General features: G+C 68.7%; 21 protein-coding genes. 15 read left to right on the forward strand and 6 right to left on the reverse strand.

The window, feature by feature from the left end; translation table 11 throughout:
• Positions 1-7 precede the first annotated feature (7 nt).
• Positions 8-1,510: a MocR-like pyridoxine biosynthesis transcription factor PdxR gene (gene pdxR, locus DFR39_RS06000; protein WP_211343813.1), complete on the reverse strand. Its 1,503-nt coding sequence runs from the start codon at positions 1,508-1,510 to the stop codon at positions 8-10.
• Positions 1,511-1,613: 103 nt separating this feature from the next.
• Between pdxR and DFR39_RS06005 the strand changes: the two genes are divergently transcribed.
• Both DFR39_RS06005 and DFR39_RS06010 read left to right on the forward strand, forming a co-directional pair.
• A complete protein-coding gene (locus DFR39_RS06005; protein WP_133602636.1) occupies positions 1,614-2,228 on the forward strand; it encodes an FMN-binding negative transcriptional regulator in 615 nt (204 codons plus the stop codon).
• A gap of 2 nt (positions 2,229-2,230) precedes the next feature.
• Positions 2,231-2,680 (forward strand): GNAT family N-acetyltransferase, encoded by a 450-nt coding sequence (locus DFR39_RS06010; RefSeq protein WP_133602637.1) that lies wholly within the window; start codon positions 2,231-2,233, stop codon positions 2,678-2,680.
• A 69-nt stretch (positions 2,681-2,749) separates the two neighbouring features.
• On the opposite strand, the gene DFR39_RS06015 is transcribed toward DFR39_RS06010, so the two are convergent.
• The gene (locus DFR39_RS06015) at positions 2,750-4,435 is read right to left on the reverse strand and encodes an electron transfer flavoprotein-ubiquinone oxidoreductase (RefSeq protein WP_133602638.1); all 1,686 of its coding nucleotides are present in this window, start codon (positions 4,433-4,435) and stop codon (positions 2,750-2,752) included.
• 225 nt (positions 4,436-4,660) lie between these two features.
• Between DFR39_RS06015 and DFR39_RS06020 the strand changes: the two genes are divergently transcribed.
• From DFR39_RS06020 to DFR39_RS06030, 3 genes are read left to right on the forward strand one after another with little or no spacing between them, the layout of a single operon-like run.
• Positions 4,661-5,443, forward strand: coding sequence for an SDR family oxidoreductase (locus DFR39_RS06020; protein ID WP_133602639.1), 783 nt, complete (start codon positions 4,661-4,663; stop codon positions 5,441-5,443).
• 5 nt (positions 5,444-5,448) lie between these two features.
• Positions 5,449-6,096 (forward strand): YceH family protein, encoded by a 648-nt coding sequence (locus DFR39_RS06025; protein WP_133602640.1) that lies wholly within the window; start codon positions 5,449-5,451, stop codon positions 6,094-6,096.
• Positions 6,093-6,515, forward strand: a complete 423-nt coding sequence (locus DFR39_RS06030; RefSeq protein WP_133602641.1) for an acyl-CoA thioesterase — start codon at positions 6,093-6,095, stop codon at positions 6,513-6,515. Before DFR39_RS06025 ends, DFR39_RS06030 begins: the two co-directional genes overlap by 4 nt.
• 84 nt (positions 6,516-6,599) lie before the next feature.
• Here the strand turns inward: DFR39_RS06030 and DFR39_RS06035 are convergent, their stop codons facing one another.
• Positions 6,600-9,383, reverse strand: a complete 2,784-nt coding sequence (locus DFR39_RS06035; RefSeq protein ID WP_246030712.1) for a TonB-dependent receptor — start codon at positions 9,381-9,383, stop codon at positions 6,600-6,602.
• A gap of 330 nt (positions 9,384-9,713) precedes the next feature.
• On the opposite strand from DFR39_RS06035, the gene DFR39_RS06040 reads away from it, so the two are divergent.
• The 9 genes from DFR39_RS06040 to DFR39_RS06080 all read left to right on the forward strand — a co-directional run bounded on the left by DFR39_RS06040 (position 9,714) and on the right by DFR39_RS06080 (position 17,593).
• Positions 9,714-10,958: a cyanophycinase gene (locus DFR39_RS06040; protein WP_133602642.1), complete on the forward strand. Its 1,245-nt coding sequence runs from the start codon at positions 9,714-9,716 to the stop codon at positions 10,956-10,958.
• A gap of 9 nt (positions 10,959-10,967) precedes the next feature.
• Complete coding sequence (locus tag DFR39_RS06045) at positions 10,968-12,089, forward strand: M14 family metallopeptidase (RefSeq protein ID WP_133602643.1); 1,122 nt, start codon at positions 10,968-10,970, stop codon at positions 12,087-12,089.
• A 10-nt stretch (positions 12,090-12,099) separates the two neighbouring features.
• Positions 12,100-13,488: a YfcC family protein gene (locus tag DFR39_RS06050; RefSeq protein WP_133602644.1), complete on the forward strand. Its 1,389-nt coding sequence runs from the start codon at positions 12,100-12,102 to the stop codon at positions 13,486-13,488.
• Positions 13,489-13,497: 9 nt separating this feature from the next.
• A complete protein-coding gene (locus tag DFR39_RS06055; protein ID WP_133602645.1) occupies positions 13,498-14,493 on the forward strand; it encodes a GlxA family transcriptional regulator in 996 nt (331 codons plus the stop codon).
• The gene (locus DFR39_RS06060; protein ID WP_133602646.1) at positions 14,490-15,539 is read left to right on the forward strand and encodes an arginine N-succinyltransferase; all 1,050 of its coding nucleotides are present in this window, start codon (positions 14,490-14,492) and stop codon (positions 15,537-15,539) included. The genes DFR39_RS06055 and DFR39_RS06060 overlap by 4 nt, the downstream gene beginning before the upstream one ends.
• Positions 15,536-16,282 (forward strand): arginine N-succinyltransferase, encoded by a 747-nt coding sequence (locus DFR39_RS06065; RefSeq protein ID WP_133602647.1) that lies wholly within the window; start codon positions 15,536-15,538, stop codon positions 16,280-16,282. Before DFR39_RS06060 ends, DFR39_RS06065 begins: the two co-directional genes overlap by 4 nt.
• 113 nt (positions 16,283-16,395) lie before the next feature.
• Positions 16,396-16,719, forward strand: coding sequence for an ArsR/SmtB family transcription factor (locus DFR39_RS06070; RefSeq protein WP_246030713.1), 324 nt, complete (start codon positions 16,396-16,398; stop codon positions 16,717-16,719).
• Position 16,720: 1 nt separating this feature from the next.
• Positions 16,721-17,149, forward strand: coding sequence for a YeeE/YedE family protein (locus DFR39_RS06075; RefSeq protein WP_133602649.1), 429 nt, complete (start codon positions 16,721-16,723; stop codon positions 17,147-17,149).
• A gap of 15 nt (positions 17,150-17,164) precedes the next feature.
• Positions 17,165-17,593 carry a YeeE/YedE family protein gene (locus tag DFR39_RS06080; RefSeq protein ID WP_133602650.1) on the forward strand — a complete coding sequence of 143 codons (429 nt, stop codon included), beginning with the start codon at positions 17,165-17,167 and terminating at the stop codon, positions 17,591-17,593.
• Between the two features lie 9 nt (positions 17,594-17,602).
• Here the strand turns inward: DFR39_RS06080 and DFR39_RS06085 are convergent, their stop codons facing one another.
• Together DFR39_RS06085 and DFR39_RS06090 are read right to left on the reverse strand one after the other, a co-directional pair.
• Positions 17,603-18,145 carry a LuxR C-terminal-related transcriptional regulator gene (locus DFR39_RS06085; protein ID WP_133602651.1) on the reverse strand — a complete coding sequence of 181 codons (543 nt, stop codon included), beginning with the start codon at positions 18,143-18,145 and terminating at the stop codon, positions 17,603-17,605.
• Positions 18,146-18,147: 2 nt separating this feature from the next.
• Positions 18,148-18,558: a PaaI family thioesterase gene (locus tag DFR39_RS06090; protein WP_133602652.1), complete on the reverse strand. Its 411-nt coding sequence runs from the start codon at positions 18,556-18,558 to the stop codon at positions 18,148-18,150.
• Between the two features lie 245 nt (positions 18,559-18,803).
• Between DFR39_RS06090 and DFR39_RS06095 the strand changes: the two genes are divergently transcribed.
• Complete coding sequence (locus tag DFR39_RS06095; protein ID WP_133602653.1) at positions 18,804-20,573, forward strand: TonB C-terminal domain-containing protein; 1,770 nt, start codon at positions 18,804-18,806, stop codon at positions 20,571-20,573.
• Positions 20,574-20,585: 12 nt separating this feature from the next.
• On the opposite strand, the gene DFR39_RS06100 is transcribed toward DFR39_RS06095, so the two are convergent.
• Positions 20,586-21,656 carry a substrate-binding periplasmic protein gene (locus DFR39_RS06100; RefSeq protein WP_162849436.1) on the reverse strand — a complete coding sequence of 357 codons (1,071 nt, stop codon included), beginning with the start codon at positions 21,654-21,656 and terminating at the stop codon, positions 20,586-20,588.
• Positions 21,657-21,724: the final 68 nt, after the last annotated feature.

A 21,724-nucleotide genomic window follows, 5' to 3' on the forward strand; every position in this document is an offset into this window, starting at 1 on the left:
GCGTTTTTCATTTACGGGCCTGCGGGGCTGGCCTGCGATTCCAGACGCCTGCCAGAGTGGCTACGGCTGTCTCGATGGCGCTCGGCGTCACCGCCGCGAAGCCCAGCAAGAGGCCCGATCGTGAGCAGGCCCCCGGCACCTGGCCGACCTGACGCAGTCGACCCACTTCGATGCCGGCGGCTTCGGCTCGCTGGGCCAGGTCTTGCTCGTGGGCTGGCTCTTCAAGGGGCAGCAGGGCGTGCAGACCGGCCTGGGGCGTGCTCAGGGCCAGTTCTCCCGCGCTGCCGAAATGCCGCTGCCAGGCCTGCAGCAGGGCCTCGCGGCGCTGGGCCGCGGCGCGCCGCACCCGGCGCACATGGCGCAGGAACTCACCCTGCTCGATGAAGTCGGCCAGCACCGCCTGGTCTGCCACCGAGGCATGCCGGTCCAGGGCCCAGCGCAGGCGCGCAAAGGCCTGGGCCAGGGCCGGCGGCAGCACCAGATAGCCCAGGCGCAGACCCGGGAAGAGCAGCTTGGAGAAGGTTCCGGCGTAGAGCGTGCGGCCCTCGGTGTCCAGCGCCGCCAGCGGGGCCAGGGGCACGCCGCTGTAGCGGTACTCGCCGTCGTAGTCGTCCTCCAGCAGCCAGGCCTGCTGGCGCCGCGCCCAGGCCAGCAGCTCCAGGCGGCGGCGGGCCTCCATCACCGCCCCGGTGGGGAACTGGTGCGAGGGCGTGAGGTGCAGCAGGCGGCAGGGCCCCAGGGCCTCCAGCGCCGCCACCTGCAGGCCCTGCTCATCCACCGGCACGCGCAGCACCGGCGTGCCCGCCAGGGCCAGGGCTGCGGCGGCGGCGCGATAGCCGGGCATCTCCATGGCTGCACGCTCGCCCGGCCCCAGCAGGGCCAGGGCGCTCATGGCAATCGCCTGCTGCGAGCCGCTGGTCACCACCACCTGTTCGGCCATGCAGGGCAGGCCGCGCGCGTGGCGCAGATAAGCGGCAATGGCCTCGCGCAGACGTGGCAGGCCAGCGGCATCGCTATAGCCCAGGGGCTGCTGGCGGGACCGGCGCCAGAAGCGCGCCTGCAGTCGCGCCCAGACCGCGTGCGGGAACACGTCCAGGGCCGGCACGCCGTGGCGGAAGGCGCGTGGCGGGCCTGGCAGCACCCGGGCCGGCCTGAAGTCCTGGTCCAGGCGCTGCCACAGCGGCGAGGCGGGCAGGGCGCATGTGTCAGCGGGGCCTATGCGTGAGGGGGCTGCACTCGGGCTCGGGGGCAGCGGCGCCACATAGCTGCCGTCGCCCACCCGGGCCTGCAGAAATCCCTCGGCCAGCAGCTGCTCATAGGCGCGCAGCACCGTGTTGCGCGAGACGCCCAGCTGCCGCGCCAGCTCGCGCGTGGTGGGCAGTCTCAGGGCCGCCGGCAACTCGCCGGCCAGGATGCGGGCCTTGAGCTGGGCGTGGATCTGCACGGCCAGACCGGGGCCTTCGGCCTGCAGTCGCATGCCGGTCGGATCCAGCGCGAGCATGGGTTCCATGGAATTGGCTCTCTAAAGATTTCCAGAATTGGAACTTTCATCGTACCAAGTACAGCCCTAGAGTTCGAAGCGAACACCACAGCCGAGGACAGCTGCCGTCATCATGTACCTGCCGAATCACTTCAAGCTCGAGGATCTGGCCCACGCGCGCCGCCTGATCGAAGAGCAGCCCCTGGGCCTGCTGCTGGGCCGCGACCCGCAGGGCGCCAGCTTCGCCAGCCATCTGCCCCTGTGCTGGGGCGACGAGGGCGAGCACTGGTGGCTGGACGGCCATCTGGCGCGGGCCAATCCGCAGTCGGCCTGGCTGGCCGATCAGCCCGAGCAGCTGCTGGTCTTCAGCGGCCCCGATGCCTATGTCTCGCCGCGCCACTACGAGCATGAGCGCAATGTGCCCACCTGGAACTACCTGGCCCTGCACCTGCGCGTGCGCGCCGAGCTGATCGACGAGCCCGCGGCCAAGGATGCGCTTCTCAAGCGTCTGATCGCCCGCCACGAGCCGGGCTATGCCGCGCAGTGGCGAGGTCTGCCCGAGGACTTTCAGCACAAGCTGCTGGCGGCCATCGTGGGCCTGCGCCTGCATGTGCTGGGCTGGGAATTCAAGGCCAAGCTCAGCCAGAACCGCAGCGCGCCGGAACGCCAGCGCCTGCGCGAGCAGTTGGAGGCCGGCACGCCGCGCGAACGCGATCTGGCGGGCTGGATGCGGAACCTGGGGCTGTGAACATGAAATCGACGAACCCCATCCTGATCCGTCCCCTGCAGCCCGAGGACCGTGCGGCCTGGGAGCGCTTGGCGCGTGGCTACAAGGCCTTTTACCGCACCGAGCATGAGCCGCAGGTCTATGAGGCCAGCTGGCAGCGTCTGCTGGCGGGCCAGGAGGTGACAGGTCTTGCCGCCTGCCTGGAGGGCGAGGTGCTGGGCATCGCCCACTACCTCTTCCACACCAGCATCTGGACCGGCGAGGCCTGCTATCTGCAGGATCTCTTCGTGGACGAGGCCCAGCGCGGCCGCGGCCTGGCGCGCGCTCTGATCCAGGCGGTGGCCCTGGCCGCCCGTGAGCGCGGCTGCTCGCGCTACTACTGGACCACCCATGTGGAAAACCAGCGCGCCCGGGCCCTCTACGACCAGGTGGCCGAGCACCGCGGCATGATCCGCTACGACCTGAGCCTCTAGCGCGGGAGGGGCCGGATGTGAAAAAGCCCGCCGAGTTGGCGGGCTTGCAGCGGGGAAGGGCGGGCTGGATTACATGCCGGCGTAGTTGGGACCACCGCCGCCCTCGGGCGTGACCCAGACGATGTTCTGCGTCGGGTCCTTGATGTCGCAGGTCTTGCAGTGCACGCAGTTCTGGGCATTGATCTGCAGGCGGTCGCTGCCATCGTCGTTCTTGACGAACTCATACACGCCGGCCGGACAATAGCGGCCCTCGGGGCCGGCAAAGCGCGCCAGATTGGTGGCCACGGGCACGCTGGCGTTCTTCAGCGTCAGATGGGCCGGCTGGTTTTCCTCGTGGTTGGTGTTGGAGATGAACACCGAGGAAAGGCGGTCGAAGGTCAGCTTGCCATCGGGCTTGGGATAGTCGATGGGCTGGCACTCGGCGGCCGGCTTGAGGCAGACATGGTCCGGGTGCGTGGCGTGCAGGGTCCAGGGCGGGCTTTGCACGCCCAGCTTGGGCAGCAGCCATTGCTCGATGCCCGTCATCAGCTGGCCCACCAGCTTGCCCTTCTTGAACCAGAGCTTGAAGTTGCGGGTCTGCTGCAGCTCTTCGTTCAGCCAGCTGGCTTCAAAGGCGGCCGGGTAGGCGGCCAGCTCGTCCTGGGCACGGCCTTCGACCAGGGCCGGCACGATGGCTTCGGCGCAGAGCATGCCGCTCTTGATGGCGGCATGGCTGCCCTTGATGCGCGCAGCGTTCAGGTAGCCGGCATCGCAGCCGATCAGCGCACCGCCCGGGAACACCGTCTTGGGCAGGGCCTGGGGCGTGCCGTTGTTGATGGCGCGCGCACCGTAGCCGATGCGCTTGCCGCCTTCGATATGGGCGCGGATGGACGGATGCGTCTTCCAGCGCTGCATTTCCTCGAAGGGGCTCATATAGGGGTTCTGGTAGTCCAGACCGATCACAAAGCCCAGCGTGACCTTGTTGCCCTCCAAGTGGTAGAGGAAGCCGCCGCCGAAGGTGTCGTCCGTCATGGGCCAGCCGGCGGTGTGCACCACCAGGCCGGGCTTGGCCTTCTCGGCCGGGATCTCCCACAGTTCCTTGATGCCGATGGCATAGCTCTGCGGGTCCTTGCCGGCGCTCAGGTTGTACTTGGCGATCAGCTGCTTGCCCAGATGGCCGCGCGCGCCCTCGGCGAACACGGTGTATTTGCCCAGCAGCTCCATGCCCAGCTGGAAGCCCTCGTGCGGCTGGCCGTCCTTGCCTATGCCCATATTGCCCGTGGCCACGCCCTTGACGCGGCCCTCTTCGTCATAGAGCACCTCGGCCGCGGCAAAGCCCGGGAAGATTTCCACGCCCAGGTTCTCGGCCTGCTGGGCCAGCCACTTCACCACATTGGACAGCGAGATGACGTAGCAGCCCTCGTTGTGCAGATTGCGCGGCACCAGGGCGTCCGGGGTGCGGGTGGCGCCGGTCTCGGAGAGAAAGAGGATGTCGTCGCCGGTGACGGCCTGGTGCAGGGGCGCGCCCAGCTCCTTCCAGTTGGGGAAGAGCTCGCTCAGGGCGCGCGGGTCCATCACCGCGCCGGAGAGGATGTGGGCGCCGGGCTCGGAGCCCTTTTCCAGCACCACCACCGAGATCTCCTGGCCCTTCTCGGCGGCCAGCTGCTTGATGCGGATGGCGGTGGCCAGGCCGGCGGGACCGCCGCCCACGACCACCACGTCGTATTCCATGCTTTCGCGCGGGCCGTACTGGGCCACCAGGTCTTCGGAGCTCATGTGTTTCCTTGTGTCTCAACGATTGTGTGGGCGCCCAGCTGGGCCGCGATTTGGCGCCGCATTCTACCGATGCGTGCAGAAAAATAGCACGATCGTTCGATTTTGATTTGGGTGCTGGCCTCTAGCGGGGAAGGCGGGGCTTGGCCGAGCCGACCCAGCGAAGCGCCGTGGTGGCCCATGCTATCGTTTCCGTCCAGCAGTCTGAGTGATGGAAAGAGACAGATCATGAGCTATAGCATCGACCTCTCGGGCCGCGTGGCCCTGGTGACCGGAGCTTCCAGCGGACTGGGTGCGCAGTTCGCGCGCACCCTGGCCCAGGCCGGCGCTTGTGTGGTGCTGGCGGGTCGCCGCACTGAACGGCTCAAGACCCTGCGCGCCGAGATCGAGGCCCAGGGGGGCGACGCCCATGTGGTGCATCTGGACGTCACCGATCTGGACAGCATCAAGTCCGCCGTCGCTCATGCCGAGACCGAGGTCGGCACCCTGGACATCCTGATCAACAACTCCGGCGTCAGCACCACGCAGAAGCTCACCGAGGTCAGCGGCGATGACTACGACTTCGTGATGGACACCAATGTGCGTGGCGCCTTCTTTGTCGCGCAGGAGGTGGGCAAGCGCATGCTGGCGCGCGCGCGCGGTGCGGCGCCGGGCACCTTCATCGGCGGGCGCATCGTCAACATTGCCTCGATGGCCGGCCTGCGTGTGCTCAGCCAGATCGGGGTCTACTCGATGAGCAAGGCCGCGGTGATCCACATGACCCGCGCGATGGCGCTGGAATGGGGCAAATACGGCATCAACGTCAACGCCATTTGCCCCGGCTATATCGACACCGAGATCAACCACCATCACTGGAGCACCGAAGGTGGCAAGAAGCTGGTCGAGCTGCTGCCGCGCAAGCGTGTCGGTCATCCGCGCGACCTGGACACCGCCTTGCTGATGCTCTGTGCCAATGAAAGCCACTTCATCAACGGTGCGGTGATCCAGGCCGACGACGGCTTCGGAGTCTGAGCACCATGTCGCTTCGTGTATTGACGGCGCTGGAAGCGCGCGTGCTGGCCGTGCTGGTCGAGAAGCAGTTCACCGTGCCCGACAGCTACCCGCTCTCGGTCAACGCCCTGACCCTGGGCTGCAACCAGAAGACCGCGCGCGATCCGGTGATGAATGCCAGTGAGAGCAAGGTGCTGCGCGCGCTGGACGAGTTGCGCGGCATGAGCCTGGTGAACCGCGTCAGCGGCAGCCGGGTGGACCGCTATGAGCACAACTTCCGCCGCGGCATCAATGTGCCGGGGCAGGCCGAGGCCCTGCTGGCCACCCTGATGCTGCGCGGCCCGCAGACGGCGGCCGAGCTGCGCGCCAACAGCGAACGCCTGCACCGCTTTGCCGACATTTCCTCGGTCGAGGCCTTTCTGACCGAGCTGGCCGAGCGCGAGCCGCCCCTGGCCCTGAAGCTGGCCCGTGCGCCCGGTGCGCGCGAGAGCCGTTGGGCGCATCTGTTGTGTGGCGAGCCGGCCGAGGGGCTGTCGGCCGCAGCGGCGGGCGAAGCACCCGCGCGCGACGATGAGATCCTGCAGCTGCGCGCCGAGCAGGCCCGGCTGGCGGCCGAGCTGGAAACGGTCAAGGCGCAGCTGGCGCAGATCCGCAGCGAGCTGGGGCTGGCATGAGGATAGAGATTCCTGCGGACAAGAAGCTGGTCCACGAGACCCTCATCCCGATCCGCTGGGGCGATATGGACGCGATGGGCCATGTCAACAACACGGTCTACTTCCGCTACATGGAGATCGCGCGCGTGGACTGGCTGGACAGCCTCAAGGCGGCGCCCAACCCCCAGGGGGAGGGCCCGGTGATCGTCAACGCCTTCTGCAATTTCTACAAGCAGCTTGAGTACCCCGGCGAGGTGCTGACCCGCCACTACGTCTCCAATGCGGGCCGCAGCAGCTTCGACACCTGGATCACCATGGCCCGCGCCGATGATCCGCAGACCCTCTACGCCGCGGGGGGCGCCACCACGGTGTGGATGGACTTCCCGTCCCAGCGCTCAGCGCCCCTGCCGGACTGGCTGCGCCGCATCGTGGAGGGCTGAACGCGGTCGGTGCCCCGCGACGACCGCCCGTGAAAACGAGAAAGGCCGGGCCCAGAGGCCCGGCCTTGCCTTCAGGCGCCGCGCTTAGCGGAACGAGTAGCTGATGCTGGCGTAGAAGGTACGGCCACGCGGGTCGGTGTAGGTGGGGTCGTAGGTGGCCAGGAAGTACTGGTCCTGGTTGGAGAACGGCGGCTGGGTATCCAGCAGGTTCTGGATGCCCACGCGCACGCGCATGGACTTGTCCACCTTCCACGAGCCGCTCAAGTCAAACAGCGAGTAGGCCTTGACGGTGCGGGGCTCGGCCTGCTTGTTCGTCACCGGGTTGAAGATGGTGCTCTGGTCAGCGTAGCTGGAGTAGAAGGTGTTGCCCAGCGTCAGACCGAAGGGGCCCATATCCCAGTCGATGCTGGCGCGATGACGCCAGCGCTGGATGACCTGGTCATTCAGGAAGCGACCGACATTGCTGACGAAGGGCTCACCCGCACCGAACTGACGCTTGTACTCCAGCACATAGGTGCCGCTGAGATTCAGGCCGAAGCGTCCAAACTCCGTGCTGTCACTACGCCAGTTGGCTTCCAGGTCCAGACCCGAGGTCTTGAGCTCGCCTTGGTTCTCCTTGCGCAGGTCGATGTTGGTGATGACCTCGCCAAACTCGTCACGCGTCACCAGCTTGCCGTACTTGGCCTGGTTGTTGATGATGGTCTGGATGCCGATATCGCTGATCACATCGGTCTTGCGGATGTTCCAGTAGTCGATGCTGAATGTGGTCGACCTGGTGGGCTCGAACACGATGCCGAAGGAGGCCTGCTTGGAACGCTCCGGCTTCAGGTTCGGGTTGCTGTAGCGAGTCACGGGCGGCTGGCCCGAGCAGTCCGCCGGCGACAGGCCGGCCTTCACGCAGACCGGATCGGTCGGCGAGGCCGAGGCGGAACCGTAGCTGATCGGACGGTACAGCTCGCTGATGGTCGGGGCGCGGAAGCCCGTACCGGCGGAGCCGCGCAGCATCACTTGCTTGCTGGGCTGGTAACGCACGCCCAGCTTGGGATTGGTCGTGCTGCCCACACCGCCGTAGTCGTCGTAGCGCAGCGCGACCTGGACTTCCAGCTCCTTGGTGAACGGTGCATTCAGTTCGCCGTAGACGCTGCCGATCTTGCGGCTGTTGCTGGTGGCCACCACACGGTCGCGCACGGGGTCACCGCCAAAATTGCCGGTGGCGTCGCCCGAGGTGCCGCGGTCGCCAGCGATCAGATTGCTGTTCAGCAGCGCCGAGGGCGTGAAGGAGGTCTCTTCCTGACGCAGCTCCGCGCCGACGGCCACGCCCAGCGCGCCGCCCGCCAGTTCGGTCAGCGTGCTGCTGGCCTTGAAGTCCACCGTGGTCGTGATGCCCTTGGCCTTGCGGGCGTCGTCACGGACGCGGATGCTGTCCCAGAGCGCCTTGCCAGCGGCCGGCGAGGCACCGAAGGGATTGATCGAGCCGTTCATGACGCCTGCGACCATCTTGTCGAACAGGAAGTAGCCATCAACGTAGGCGTCGTTGGTCTTGTTCACGGCACGATTCAGCGCCGTTGTGTAATCCCAGTCGCCCAGCACACCGCTGACGCCCACGACGACGCGCTCTGCGTCGCTGGTGACCGTGTTGCTGCGATTGCCGGCCTCATCGGCGCGCAGGCGCAGGGTCATGAGCTGGGTATCGGGCAGCGGCAGCTTGTTGCTCAGATAGCCGTTGATGACCTTGACCGGCACATCCAGCAACTGCACCGGCACCGGGCTGTTGATGTATTTGGTGGTGGCGCGGGACTTGAGCAGCTCGGCGAACAGCTCGGTGTCGGCATTGAGCTTGAGGACCCCGCGGCTCAGTAAGGACAGCTTCTCGCTCTCGGGATAGATCTCGGTGTCCTGCAGATAGTCGAAGCTGCAGGCCTGGCTCAGGTTCAGCGGCGCGAACACGGTGCCGGGCGGGTTGCAGGCGGGCACGGCGGGATTGAAGGTGCGCTCCGTCACATCCTGGCCGTTGACCTTGTAGCCGGCGGCCTTCAGGGCGGCCAACTGGGCGCGGCGCGAGCTGCTGCTGCCCTGCAGCCGGATATTGGCCGGGAAGGTGCGCGAGGACAGGTACAGGGGCAGGTTGTCGGCCAGCGGACGCTGCTTGATGAAGTCACGCTCCTGCGAATTCAGCGCACCGAGCTTCTGAACATCGAGCACGCCGAACAGATTGAAGCCGTCATCACGCACATTGCCGACGCCGCCTCCCACCGAGGCGGTGGTCTTCTCGGCGCCGCCCTCTTGGGTGCGTGCAGCGTAGACATTGATGTCCGCACCGCGATAGTCCTTGCGTGTGATGAAGTTGATCACGCCGCCGATGGCGTCGGTGCCATAGATGGCGGAGGCGCCGTCCTTGAGGATTTCGACGCGCTCGATCGCACCCGCGGGGATGTTGTTCAGGTCCACGCCGGAGCTGTCGCCGGGCGAGGCGAAGTTGGCCATGCGGCGGCCGTTCAGCAGGATCAGGGTCGAGGAGACACCGATGCCGCGCAGGTTGGCGCCGTTGAAGCCACGCTGACCGCCCTGGTTGTCGGTGATGCTGGCGCCATCGGTCAGACCGGCCGTGTTGCCGCTGATGTTCTTCAGCAGCTCGGCCGCCGTGGTGACACCGGACTTGGCAATCTCTTCGCGCTTGAGCGTCTGTACCGGCAGGGCGGTCTCGCCCTCCAAGCGCTTGATGCTGGAGCCGGTCACCTCAATGCGTTCCAGCTTGTTGTCCTGCGCCAGCGCGGCGCCGCCCGCGAGCAGTGCGGCGGCCTGGGCCAGGGCTTGCAGTTTCAGGAACCGGGCGGGCGAGGCGCGGCGCGGCATGCGGGGCAGTGACATGGTGAGTGGGCCTTGTTGACGGGGTTGCGGATGCGGCTGTGCAGCGGGGCTCTGCGTCAGGGCAGGGCGGGTAGGGGCTGGCGACAGGCCTGGCACGCACTCTAGAAAGCGGGCGGGCTCGGCCGTGAGGGGGTTTTGGCGGGGCGGTCGCTTTGGCGCAAGTGCGGGTCGCTTGCATGCAAGCCTTGTGACGGTCGCGCTTCGGGGCTTGCATGCAAGCGACATGCATTTGCCGGCATTGCGCGCTGCGGCACACTCCGGGGCCAAACCCGCTGGTGGGTAGGCAGGGGCGTCGGCAAGATCGCGCCACTTTTCAACCCGCCTGATCCCATGCCTGCCCTCGCACGACTCCGATTTGTTGCCGCTTGCGCCGCCTTGCTGGCCGGTGCTGCCGGCGCCCAGACCGCCATTCCCATCGGCGGCGCCCTCAAGTACGACAACCATGCGGTGTGGAAGCGCATCGTCGACGAGGCCGGCGGTCCCGGTGCCCGATTCGTGGTGTTCAGCACCGCCGCCGCCAATCCCGAGCGCAGCGCGCGCCAGATCGTGGAGGCGCTCAATCGCCAGGGCGCACAGGCGCAGTGGGTGCCCGTGGCGCCGCGTTTGAAAGACCGCGATCTGAAGACCGAGCTGGAGAACCCCGCCAATCTGGAGCTGGTGCGCCATGCCCGCGGCGTCTATTTCTCCGGCGGCGCCCAGGAGCTGATCGTGGACACCTTGCAGCCCGCTGGCCAGCCCACGGCGCTGTTGCAGGCGATCTGGGAGGTCTATCGCGGCGGCGGCGTGGTGGCCGGCAGCAGCGCCGGCGCCGCCATCATGAGCACCGTGATGTTCCGGGACGCCCAGGACACCCTGCGCGTGCTCAAGGGCCAGCTGCGCGAGGGCCGGGAGATCGACCGCGGCCTGGGCTTTGTGGGGCCCGAGCTTTTCATCGACCAGCACTTTCTCAAGCGTGGCCGCTTTGGTCGCATGCTGCCCCTGATGCAGGCCAAGGGCTACCGCCTGGGCCTGGGCGTGGACGAGGACAGCGCCGCCATCATCAAGAACGGTCAGATTGAGGTGATTGGCGCCAAGGGTGCCTTGCTGGTGGATCTGTCCCAGGCCCGTCACGAGCCGCAGCTCGGCGCCTTCAATGTGCGCGGAGCCCAGCTGAGCTATCTGGACCGCGGCGATCGCCATGATCTGAAGACCGGCGTGACCACCCCCTCGCCGCAGAAGGCCGCCGACCTGGCCATCGATCCCAAGGCCCCGAACTTCAAACCCTACTTCAAGAGCGTGCCCTTCTATGCGGACATGCTGGGCGACACCACGGTGGTGAACGCCATGGGCACCCTGCTGGACAGCCCGGCCGGCGAGACCCTGGGTCTGGCCTTCGCCGGCACCCCGGCGGCCGATGACAGTCAGCCGGACCTGGGCTTCGAGTTCCGGCTCTACAAGACGCCCGCCACGCGTGGCTGGTTCACCGGCGCTTTCGGGGGCGAGGACTACACCGTGGTCCGCATGGGCCTGGACGTGATGCCGGTCCAGATACAGCGTCCCCTCTACCGTCTGATGCCTGTTCAGACCTCGCGCTGAAAGCCCCCCATGAGAAGCGAGATTCACGCGCTGCCGGCGGCGAGCGCCGGCACGACACGCCTGTTGCGCAGCCTGCATTTCGGCACGGGCCAGAGCGGGCGCAAGGCCTATATCCATGCGGCCCTGCACGCCGACGAGGTGCCGGCCATGCTGGTGGCCCAGCATTTGCGTCAGCGCCTGCTGGCGCTGGAGGCCCAGGGCTTGATCACGGGCGAGGTCGTGCTCCTGCCCCTGGCCAATCCCGTGGGCCTGTCCCAGGATCTGCAAGGGGCGCATTTCGGCCGCTTCGATGCGGCCACGGGCCTGAACTTCAACCGCGCCTATCGCCACCTGACCCAGGCCCTGATTCCCCGCCTGGAGCCGCTGCTGGGCCAGGACGGCGAGATCAACAAGCAGCTGGTGCGTCGCGAGGCCCTGGCCTTGCTCGCGGATTGGCAGCCCCAGACCGAGACCGAGGCGCTCAAGCAGCTGCTGCAGCGTCTGGCCATGGACGCCGATGTGGTGCTGGACCTGCACTGCGATCACCAGGCGGTGATGCATCTCTATGCCGGCACGCCGCTGGAGGCCCCGGCGCGTGAGCTGGGCGCCTTGCTGGGGGCTCAGGCCCTGCTGCTGGCCCGGGCTTCGGGCGACGACCCCTTTGACGAGACCATCTCTCGCATCTGGTGGGAGCTGGCCGAGCATTTCGCGGGCCGCTTCCCCATTCCCCAGGCCTGCTTTGCCGCCACGGTGGAGCTGCGTGGCGAGACCGAGACCGACCACGGCCTGGCGGCCGGTGATGCGCTGGCCTTGCTGGCCTTTTTGCAGCGCCAGGGCCTGATCGAAGGTCCGCCCCTGCTGCCCCTGCCCGCCGAGCGCTGCGAGCCCACGCCGCTGGAGGGGGTGGAGCCGCTGACGGCCCCGCATGCCGGTCTGCTGGTCTTTGCCAAGGCACCGGGCGACTGGGTCGAGGCCGGAGATCTGGTGGCCGAGCTCATCGATCCGCTCAATGACACCGTCACCCCCTTGCGCGCCAGCGTCTCAGGTCGGCTGTTCGCCCGCGTCTCGCGACGCTGGGCCGGGCGTGGCATGCGCGTGGCCAAGGTGGCCGGCGCCCAGGCCTATCGCAGCGGCAAGCTGCTCTCCATGTGAGATCCTTTCGATGAAACTGCGTCTACCCAATACCTTCGTCCTGCTCTTCGCCCTGCTGGCCGTGATCGCCCTGGCCACCTGGGTGGTGCCCGGCGGCCAGTACGACACCCTCATGCTCAATGGCAAGAAGGTGGTCAACCCCGACTCCTTCCGCTGGGTGGAGAGCCGCCCCCAGGGCCTGGTGGCCCTGATGATGTCGCCCATCAAGGGCTTTGTGGAGGCGGGGCTCATCATCGGCTTCGTGCTCATCGTGGGTGGCACCTTTGCCGTGCTGCAGCAGAGCGAGGCCATCGATGCGCTGATCAAGTCGGTGGCGCGCGCCCACAGCCGCTCGGCCTTTGTGCGCGTGGCCCTGATTCCCATCTTCGTCACGCTCTTCTCCATTGGCGGCGCCACCTTCGGCATGGCCGAGGAGGCCATTCCCTTCGTGCTGATCTTCATTCCCCTGGCCCTGGCCCTGCGCTATGACAGCGTGGTGGGCGCGGCCATCCCCTTCGTGGGCTCGCAGATCGGCTTTGCCACCGCCTTCCTCAATCCCTTCAATGTGGGCGTGGCCCAAGGCATCGCGCAGGTGCCCATGTTCTCGGGCCTGGGCTATCGTTTTCTGTGCTGGGCGGTGTTCACGACCCTGACCATCGCCTTTCTGATGTGGTACGCCGCCCGCATCAAGCGCGACCCGCGCCTGAGCCCGACCTTCGAGCTCGACGAGGAGAAGCGCCGCAATCTGGACTTGGCCGCCTTTGAGCAGTTCAGCGGCATGACCCGCACCCACAAGGCGGTGCTGGCCCTGTTCGTGGGCACCCTGGGCGCCATGATCGTGGGCGTGGTGAAGTTCGGCTGGTACATCGAGGAGATTGCCGCGCTCTTCCTGTCCATGGCCATCCTGGTGGGCGTGGTGGCGCGGCTCGGCCAGGAGCGCTGGGTGGCCGCCTTTGTGGGCGGCGCCAAGGACCTGGTGGGCACGGCCCTGGTGATTGCCCTGGCCAAGGCCACCGTGATCCTGATGCGCGATGGCCACATCATCGACACCCTGCTGCATGCTCTGGTGCCCTATGTGGAGTCCGCCAGCCCGGTGTTCGCCGCGCAGAAGATGTTCGTCATCCAGTCGGTGATCAACTTCTTCATCCACAGCGGCACCGGTCAGGCCGCGCTGACCATGCCCATCATGGCGCCCTTGGCCGATCTGGTGGGTGTCACGCGCCAGACCGCCATCCTGGCCTTCCAGTTCGGCGAGCTGAGCACGCCCATCATCCCCACCTCGGGCATCACCGTGGGCGTGCTGGCCCTGGCCGGCATTCCCTTCGGCCGCTGGGTGCGCTGGATGCTGCCGCTGCAGGTGGTGTATTTCCTCGTGGCCCTGGCCCTGCTCGTGCCGCCCGCGCTCACGCAGTGGCAGTAAAGTGCTCGCGTGAACCCCGCCGCCCCGCTGCCTACCCGTCGCTGCGCGCTGCTCTTGCTGCCCGGCGGCACGGCGCTGGCCGCGGCGGGCCTGCTCGAAGCGCTGGGGCGGCTCAATGAGCTGCAGGACGAGGTTCGCTACGAGCCCGTCTGTCTGAGCCTGGGGGAGGGCGCCGGTGCCCTGCGCAGCCGCCCGATGCGCTCGGAGGAGCGCGACTGGTTTGCCTTCTTCGTGATCGGCGGCGACGACAGCCTCGCCGCCTCGCCCGGCCTGCAGCTGCTGCTGCGCGACCTGGTCGCCGCCGGCGTGGCGCACCTGGGGGCCGTGGGCAGTGGCAGCCTCTGCCTGGCCCGGGCCGGCCTGCCGGCGGGGCGCCGCATGACGGCCGACTGGTCCCTGATCGATGCGCTGCGCAGCGACCATCCCGAGGTGGTCTGGTGCAACCAGGTCTGGGAGATGGACCTGGCCCGCGCGCCCGCCCTGCTGAGCTGTGCCGGCGGCGCCTCCAGCCTGGACCTGGCCTGCGCCTGGGCGGCCAGTCTTCATGGCGAGCGTGCGGGTCAGCAGCTGGCCGTGCTGCTCGGGCTGGAGCAGGTGCGCGGCCGCGAGGTGCGGCCCCGGGTGCCGGAGCAGGGCGGGCGCACCAGCGCCAAGCTGGCCGAGGCCTTGGCCCTGATGGAAGCCAATCTGGCCGAGCCCCTGCCCACCGAGGAGGTGGCGCGCCTGGTGGGCGTGTCGCGCCGCCAGCTGGAGCGCTTGTTCAAGCAGCACCTGGATTCTCTGCCTTCGCGTCACTATCTGGAGCTGCGGCTGCAGCGGGCGCGCCGCCTGCTGCAGCACAGCGGGCAATCCATACTCCAGATCGGTCTGTCCTGCGGCTTCTCCTCGGGGCCGCATTTTTCCAATGCCTACAAGGCCGCCTTTGGCCGTACCCCGCGGGAGGAGCGCAGCGCCGGCGCGCGCGCCGCCCTGCCGTGGCGCGCCAGCGGAGAATCCAGCGCATGAGCCCTGCCCACGACCTGCTGCTGCGCCCGGTGGCGCCCGAGGATCTGCCCGCCCTGGAGCGCATCGCCGCGGCCACGGCCGATGGCATCAGCTCCCTGCCCGAGGACCGCGAGCGCCTGCGCGAGCGCATCGAGCGTTCCTGCCAGGCCTTTGCCAGCGAGGACGCGGCCAGCGGCGAGGAGACCTATCTCTTCGTGCTGGAGGAGCGTGGCCGGGTGATAGGCAGCAGCGGCATCGCCGCCAGCGCCGGCTTTCACGATCGCTTCTACAGCTACCGCAATGAGTTCGTGGTCCATGCCTCGGCGGCCCTGGGGGTGAGCCAGCGTCTGCACACCCTGCATCTGTGCCACGACCTCACCGGTGTGACCCTGCTCACCAGCTTCTATATCGAGCCCGCCTACGAGGCCGGTCTGGCGCCGCAGCTGCTCTCGCGCGCGCGCCTGCTCTTCATCGCCCTCTTTGCCGAACGCTTCAACAGCCGCATTGCGGCCGAGCACCCGGGCCTGGTGGATGCGCAAGGCCACAGCCCCTTCTGGGATGCGGTGGGGCGGCGTTTTTTCAATATGGACTATGCCCAGGCCGAGAAGGTGGTGGGCGGGCGCAGCAAGGCCTTCATCGCCGATCTGATGCCGCATTCCCCGGTCTATGTGCCCCTGCTGCCCGAGGCGGCGCAGTTCGCCATCGGCCAGCTCCACCCCGTGGGCGAGCTGCCCTTCGGCATCCTGCAGGACGAGGGCTTTGATGCCGACACCTATATCGACATCTTCGACGGCGGCCCCACGGTGGAAGGGCGCTTGGAGCTGCTGCGCAGCGTGCGTCAGGCGCGACGCCTTGCCTTGCGGCCGGGCGCGCTGGGCCTGGGCCAAGAGCATTGGCATCTGGTCTGTACCGAGCGGCGCCGTGACTTCCGCGCCAGCCTGGCCCGGCTGCCGGCCGGCGTCCAGGAGCTCTCGCCCGAGCACCGGGTCTTCGAGCGCCTGGGCCCGCCGCCCGGCGCGAGCGTGATGGTCTCGCCGCTGGATGCGGTTCAGGAGGAGCTGCGATGAGCGACGTCCGGTACTCGCTGCGCGCCTGGACCTCGGCGGACGAGGCCGTGTGCGCCCAATGGCGCAACCAGGCCGGTCAGCCTCCCGCGGCGCCCGCGCCCGAAGAGCAGGCCCTGGTGCTGTGCGATGCCGACGGTCGCCCCCAGGCCTGCGCCCGGCTGCGCCCACACCTGGGCCTGGACATCCCCCGCTACAGCTTCCACATCGGGCGGGCGGTGCATGCGGCGGCCGAGCTGGGCCTCTACCACTGTCAGGACACGCTCTTGCTGGGCAATGACCACACGGGGGAGGCCGAGCTGGTGGACCTGGCTTGTGCGCCCGACTGCCCGCAGCCCCAGCAGGCCTTGAGCGCCTTGCTGGAGGCCCTGCTCAAGCCCTGGCTGGCCGACCCCGCCAACCGCGGGCGTCAGCTGGTGGTGGAGCTGGCCGGCTGGCGGCGGGCCGATGGCCGCTCGCCCTTCTGGGACGGGCTGGGACGCCTTTTCTACCCCGCAGACCCGACCCCGCAGCGCGCGCGCTGGGGCGAGGCCTGGCCCGCGCATCTTGCCGCCCTGATGCCGCGTCAGACCCTGTATCTCTCCTTTCTGGCCGAACCGGCGCGACAGGCCCTGGGCCGCGCGCACGAGGGCGCCGCTCCGGCCCTGCAAGCCCTGGCGACCCAGGGCTTTGCCTACAGCCGTCATGTGCGCATCGATGACGGCGGCCCCATCTGGGTCTTGCAGGCCAGCACGCGGCTGGGCTGAATCCCCGCTTGGCGGGTGGTCAACACTTCACAAGAAAACAATTTATAATTTCATAAATTGTTGTACCCGAGGCGAGCTTGAGCTTTGGCCGCGGGATGTTCGTGAGGTGTGATGTGAGTTCTGCCCTGGCGCTGGATGTCGAGCGGCTGCGTGAGGCGGCCGCGCAGGCCGTGTCCGCGCTCAAGTTGCTGGCCAACGAGGACCGCTTGTTGCTGCTGTGCCAGCTCTCGCAGGGTGAGGCCTGCGTGTCCGATCTGGAAGGCCGCCTGGGCATACGTCAGCCCACGCTCTCGCAGCAGCTGGGCGTGCTGCGCAACGAGGGCGTGGTCGAGACCCGGCGCGAGGGCAAGAACATCTACTACCGCGTGGCCAGCCCCGAGCTGCTGCAGCTGCTGGCCACGCTTTACCGGCTCTACTGTCCGCAAGGAGATGACTGAGATGAATATTGCCTGGTCTGCCTTTACCCCCTGGTCGGCCCTGGCCGGCGGCGCGCTGATCGGCCTGGCCGCTGCGCTCTTCGTGCTGCTCAATGGCCGCATCGCCGGCATCAGCGGCATCCTGGGCGGCCTGCTGCGCCCGGTGCGCGGCGATCTGGCCTGGCGCATTGCCTTTCTGGCCGGCCTGATCGGCGCGCCCCTGGTCTACGGCCTGTTCGCCCCCTTGCCGCAGCCCCAGATCGAGGCCGATACCGGCCTGCTGATTGCCGCGGGCCTGATCGTGGGCCTGGGCACGCGCTATGGCGCGGGCTGCACCAGCGGCCACGGGGTCTGCGGCCTCTCGCGCCTCTCGCCGCGCTCCCTGGTGGCCACGCTGGCCTTCATGGCGGCGGGCTTTGTCACCGTCTACCTGTTGCGTCACGTCTTCTGAAGCGGAGGGCCCATCATGTCTGTGAAGAATCTTCTGGCCGCCCTGCTGGCGGGTCTGGTGTTTGGTCTGGGCCTGCTGGTCTCGGGCATGGCCGATCCGGCCAAGGTGCTGGGTTTTCTGGATCTGGCCGGGGCCTGGGACCCCTCCCTGGCCCTGGTGATGGCGGGCGCCATCGGCGTGGGCCTGCTGGCCTTCCGCGCGGCCGGTGGACGTGCGCGCTCCCTGCTGGACGAGGAGATGCGCCTGCCCACCGCGCGCCAGATCGATCGCCGCCTGGTGCTGGGCAGCGTGGCTTTTGGCGTGGGCTGGGGCCTGGCGGGCTTTTGTCCCGGACCTGGCCTGGTGGCCCTGGGCCTGGGGCAGGGCAAGGCCCTGATCTTTGTGCTGGCCATGGTGGCCGGCATGCTGGTCTTCGAGTTGCTGGAGCGCGGCCGCCGGGCCTGATGACGGATCTCAGGCCAGCAGCTTGTTGATCAGCTCGGGCGTGCTCGCGGCCTCGTACTTCTTCATCAGCCGGGCACGGTAGACGTCCACCGTGCGCGGGCTGATGTTGAGCCGCCGCCCGATCAGCTTGCTGGTCAGACCCTCGATCAGCAGGGCGGCGATCTCGCGTTCGCGGGCGGTCAGCTCGGCCGTCAGGCGCCGGCGCTGCGACAGGTCTTCAAAGCTCCAGATGCCCTCGGCATGGGGATCCAGCGGGTCCAGGGCGCGTCCGGTGACATGGCACCAGAACAGCTCCTGGCTGCCCACTCTGCGCATCACGCGGTCATCGGCGTAATAGCCCTGGGCATCCAGCATGGCCACGATGCGCTGACCCGTGTGCTCGAACTCGGCCGGGCTGGGGTAGAGCATGGCAAAGCTCTGGCCGATGAGCTGCTCGCGCTGGGCGCCGAACATCTTCAGCAGCTGCTCGTTGCAGTCCACGATCAGGCGCTGGCGCGAGAGCACCAGGCCGATGGGCGCACGCTCGAAGGCGGTGCGGTAATCCAGCCCCATGCTCAGAGCAGGGCGTAGGTGGTGCTGGCCTGCACGGCCAGCCGCCCGTCGGGGTTGAGCAGATCGATGCTGCCGAAGGCCAGGCTCTTGCCGCTGCGCAGCACCCGGGCTTGCACGATGCAATGATCGGCGGACACTGGGCGCAGAAAGCTGGTGTTGAGCTGCACCGTGGTCATGGGCCGGAACTCACCCAGCTCGGCCATCATGGCCAGCACCATGGCCGTGTCGGCGGCGGCCATGGCGGCCTGGCCGCACATCACGCCGCCCACATGGACGTACTCGGGCTTGACCGGCAGGCGCAGCCGCACCTGCCCGCCGGGACCGCAGTCCAGCACTTCGAAACCCATGGCCGTGATCCAGGGCGCGAAGATGCGCGGGATGGCGGCTTGTAGATCGGTGGCACTGAGAGGCATGGCTGGGGGCTCTGGGGCTGTGCGGGGTGGCGCAATGGTAGCGGCAGGCGGGCGCTCCCCGGCTCGTGGGGGTGAACCCGGGCGGCGGCGGCTTCGGCTCGAAGGACAATGCCGGCCATGGAGTGGAGGCCGTGTCGGGCGCCTAGGCGTTCTGTGAAGCGTTCTGAGAAGCGTACTTTTCCCCGCTGCGTCGCAGCCGGGGCGCGCGCTGCTGCCTGGTCTAGGTCGGGCGCCAGGCTTGAGGCATGAGCAGCACGATCAGCTGGCCGCAATGGGCCCTGCATCAGGCCTTGCCGGCCGAGCAACTCCAGCGCCGCCGCGGCCGCTGGGCGCTGGGCCTGTCCCTCGTGGCCCATGGCCTGCTCTTGAGCCTCAGTCTTGCCGGGCAGGGGGGGCAGGGCTGGCCGGGCCTGGAGTTCTTCTGGCAGACACGCCGGGCCGAGGTGGGCGCTCATGCGGCGCCGCCCATGGCCGCCGCCGCGTCCGGCACGCCGGCACCTGAGAGCGCCGCTCATGCACCGGCACCGATATCCATGCCGATACCGATACCGATACCGATACCGACGTCGGACTTCACCCCGCTGCCGGCGGAGGGCTTGCCCGCGGTCTTGAGCATATGGCTGGAGACGCCGGGCGCCGAGGCGGTGTCGGCGCAGACGCCAGTCCCGCCGCCTGAGGCCTCGCGCCTGCCCGACTCGCCGCGACCAGCGGTGCCGAGCGCGCGCCCGGCGGCCGAGCCGCCGCCCCCGGTGCCGGCGCAGCGGCAGCCCGATTCGGCGCCGCGGCCCGAGCCGCAAGTGAACGCCTCGCCCGAGCTGCCGAGCACCGCCGCGGATGAGGCCGCGCCGGCCGCCACGGCCCGATTGCTGACCTTGAACGGCGCCGAGCGCGCGGCGTCCTGGCATGCGCCGGCTCCGGCCGTGGCGGCGCTGGCGGGCTTGAGCGCGCCGCCCACGCTGTCGGCTGTACCGGCCCTGCCCGCGGCCTCATCGGCCCAGGGCCTGGCGCAAGCCCTGGAGCGTGAGGCCCAGCTCGCCCAGCAGGCTCGCGAGGCCGCCCTGCGAGCCCAGGCCGCGCGCGACGCAGCGGCGGCCCAGGCCGCAGCGCTGGCCGCCGCCGCCGAGGCCGAGGCAGCCCGCCAGGCCCAGGCTGCAGCCGCCGCTGCTTCTGCCGCCGCAGCAGCAGCAGCGGATCGAGAGCAGGCGGAGCAGGCAGAGCGCTTGGCCCGTCAGCTGGCCCTGCAGCAAGCCCAGGAGCGGGCCCAGGAGCAGGAGCGGGCTCGCCAGGCCGCTCAGGCCGCTCAGGCCCGTGCCGAGGCTCAGCGGCAGGCGCAGGCCCTGCAGGAGCAGCTCCGATGGGAGCAGCAGCAGCGCCTTCAGCAGGCGGCGGCGGCCGCGGCCCGCGACGAGGCCGCGCGGCAGGCCCAAGCCCAAGCCCAAGCCCAAGCCCAAGCCCAGGCACAGGCACAGGCACAGGCACAGGCACAGGCACAGGCACAGGCACAGGCACAGGCACAGCGCGAGGCCGAGCGCCGGGAGGCCGAGGAAAGGCGTGAGGCGCGTCTGCGCGAGATCGGGCGGCAGCTGGATGCCGAGGCGGCGCAGCGCGAGGCCGCCGCACGCGCCGCCGCATCAAGCCGCAGCCTGCCGCCGGCCCATGGCGCGCAGCGGCGCGTCAAGCTCTTTGGCCGCAGCGACCCCAACCAGGAATTGCTCTTGTACGCCGAGGCCCTGGCGCGCAAGGTTCAGCTCAACACGCCCGTGGATCAGATCCGGGAGCTGTCGCGCCAGTTCCAGGGCACGGTGGTGCTGACCGTGGCCGTGCGCCGCGACGGCTCGGTGGAGTCGGTGGCTTTCGAGCGCTCCAGCGGCGTGGCGGCCGTGGACGAGGCATTGCGGCGCATCATCCTTGCCCAGGCCAACTATCCCGTCTTCCCACCGCTGCTGGCGCGGGACTATGACGTGATCGAGATCCGCCGCAGCGTGCAGCTGGACACGGCCATCCGGCTGCAATGAGCCGGTCCCGCTTCAGGGCATGTAGACCACGCGCAGGCTGGCGTCCACCAGGCTCAGGGGCAGATAGCCGATGGCATTGGCATTGCGCTGCAGATGGCTCTTGGTCGATTCGGCGTCGCGCAGTTCCAGCGGTGGGCTGCGGCGCCCGCCAAACTGCTGGGCGGCCCAGCTGCTGCGGTATTGACCGGCGCTGAGCTGCAGCACGCCCTGCAGGAATTGCAGGCGTTCCGGGCCGGCACTCATGAGCGGGGCGGTCACCGTACTGGCCTCCAGCTGCTGGCGCTGGCCGGTATAGAGCTCGCTGAGCTGCTGGCGGTTGATGCGTCGCACACTGCTCTGTGTGGACACGACCACGGCCAGGGCCGGCTTGGTGTGCCTGGTCAGCAGCTGCTCGATGCGACCACGCTGCTGCAACTGCTCCAGGGCCTCCAGCACCAGACGGGGCTCGATGCGCGAGCGCGGGGACACGGCACAGCGATAGGCCTGGCTGCCCACCGGCAGGCGCCACTGGTCCAGGCTGCTCATGGATTCGCTGCCCGCATGCCAGCTCAGGACCTGGCGGCTCAGCAGACCGTAGGGGTGGCGGTTGAGCGCCAGCTTGCGCAGCAGTCGGTCCTCGCTGAGGGCATCGTCGCGCTTCAGACGCCCGTCGCCGAACAGGGCTTCCAGCGGGGGATAGGGGTGGCCCTGCAAGGTGCCCAGCACCGTGCCGCTGGCCAGCTGGCCCAGAGCGTCCACCGGTGCGGCGCTGACATGGCCGACCAGCATCAGGTTCAGATCGAACAGCGGTGCACTCCAGCGCAGGCTGGTTTCATAGCGAGGGCTGGGCACGATATTGCAGGCCAGATCGGCCTCGCCCTGTTCCAGCGCGCTTTCCACGCGCGCGCGCGGCATGGGCTGCAGCTCAGCGCGGCTGTGCAAATGTTCGGCCACGGCCCGCACCAGATCCAGATCCAGCCCCTCCGCCGGGGTGTTGTCGCGCCAAAGGATGAAGGGCGCCGAAAGGGACTGTGGCAGCAGCACCCGCAGCGGCGGTGGCGTCTGCGCCAGCACCGGGGGCGATGTCTGGAGAGCAGCGCTCATGCAGACCATGGAAACCAAGCGCCAGCGGGGCAGACCCCAGCGCCGACCCAGTTTGTGGCGGGCGTGGT

The organism is Roseateles asaccharophilus, from assembly GCF_004362405.1.
GTDB classification, from domain to species: Bacteria; Pseudomonadota; Gammaproteobacteria; order Burkholderiales; family Burkholderiaceae_C; genus Kinneretia; species Kinneretia asaccharophila.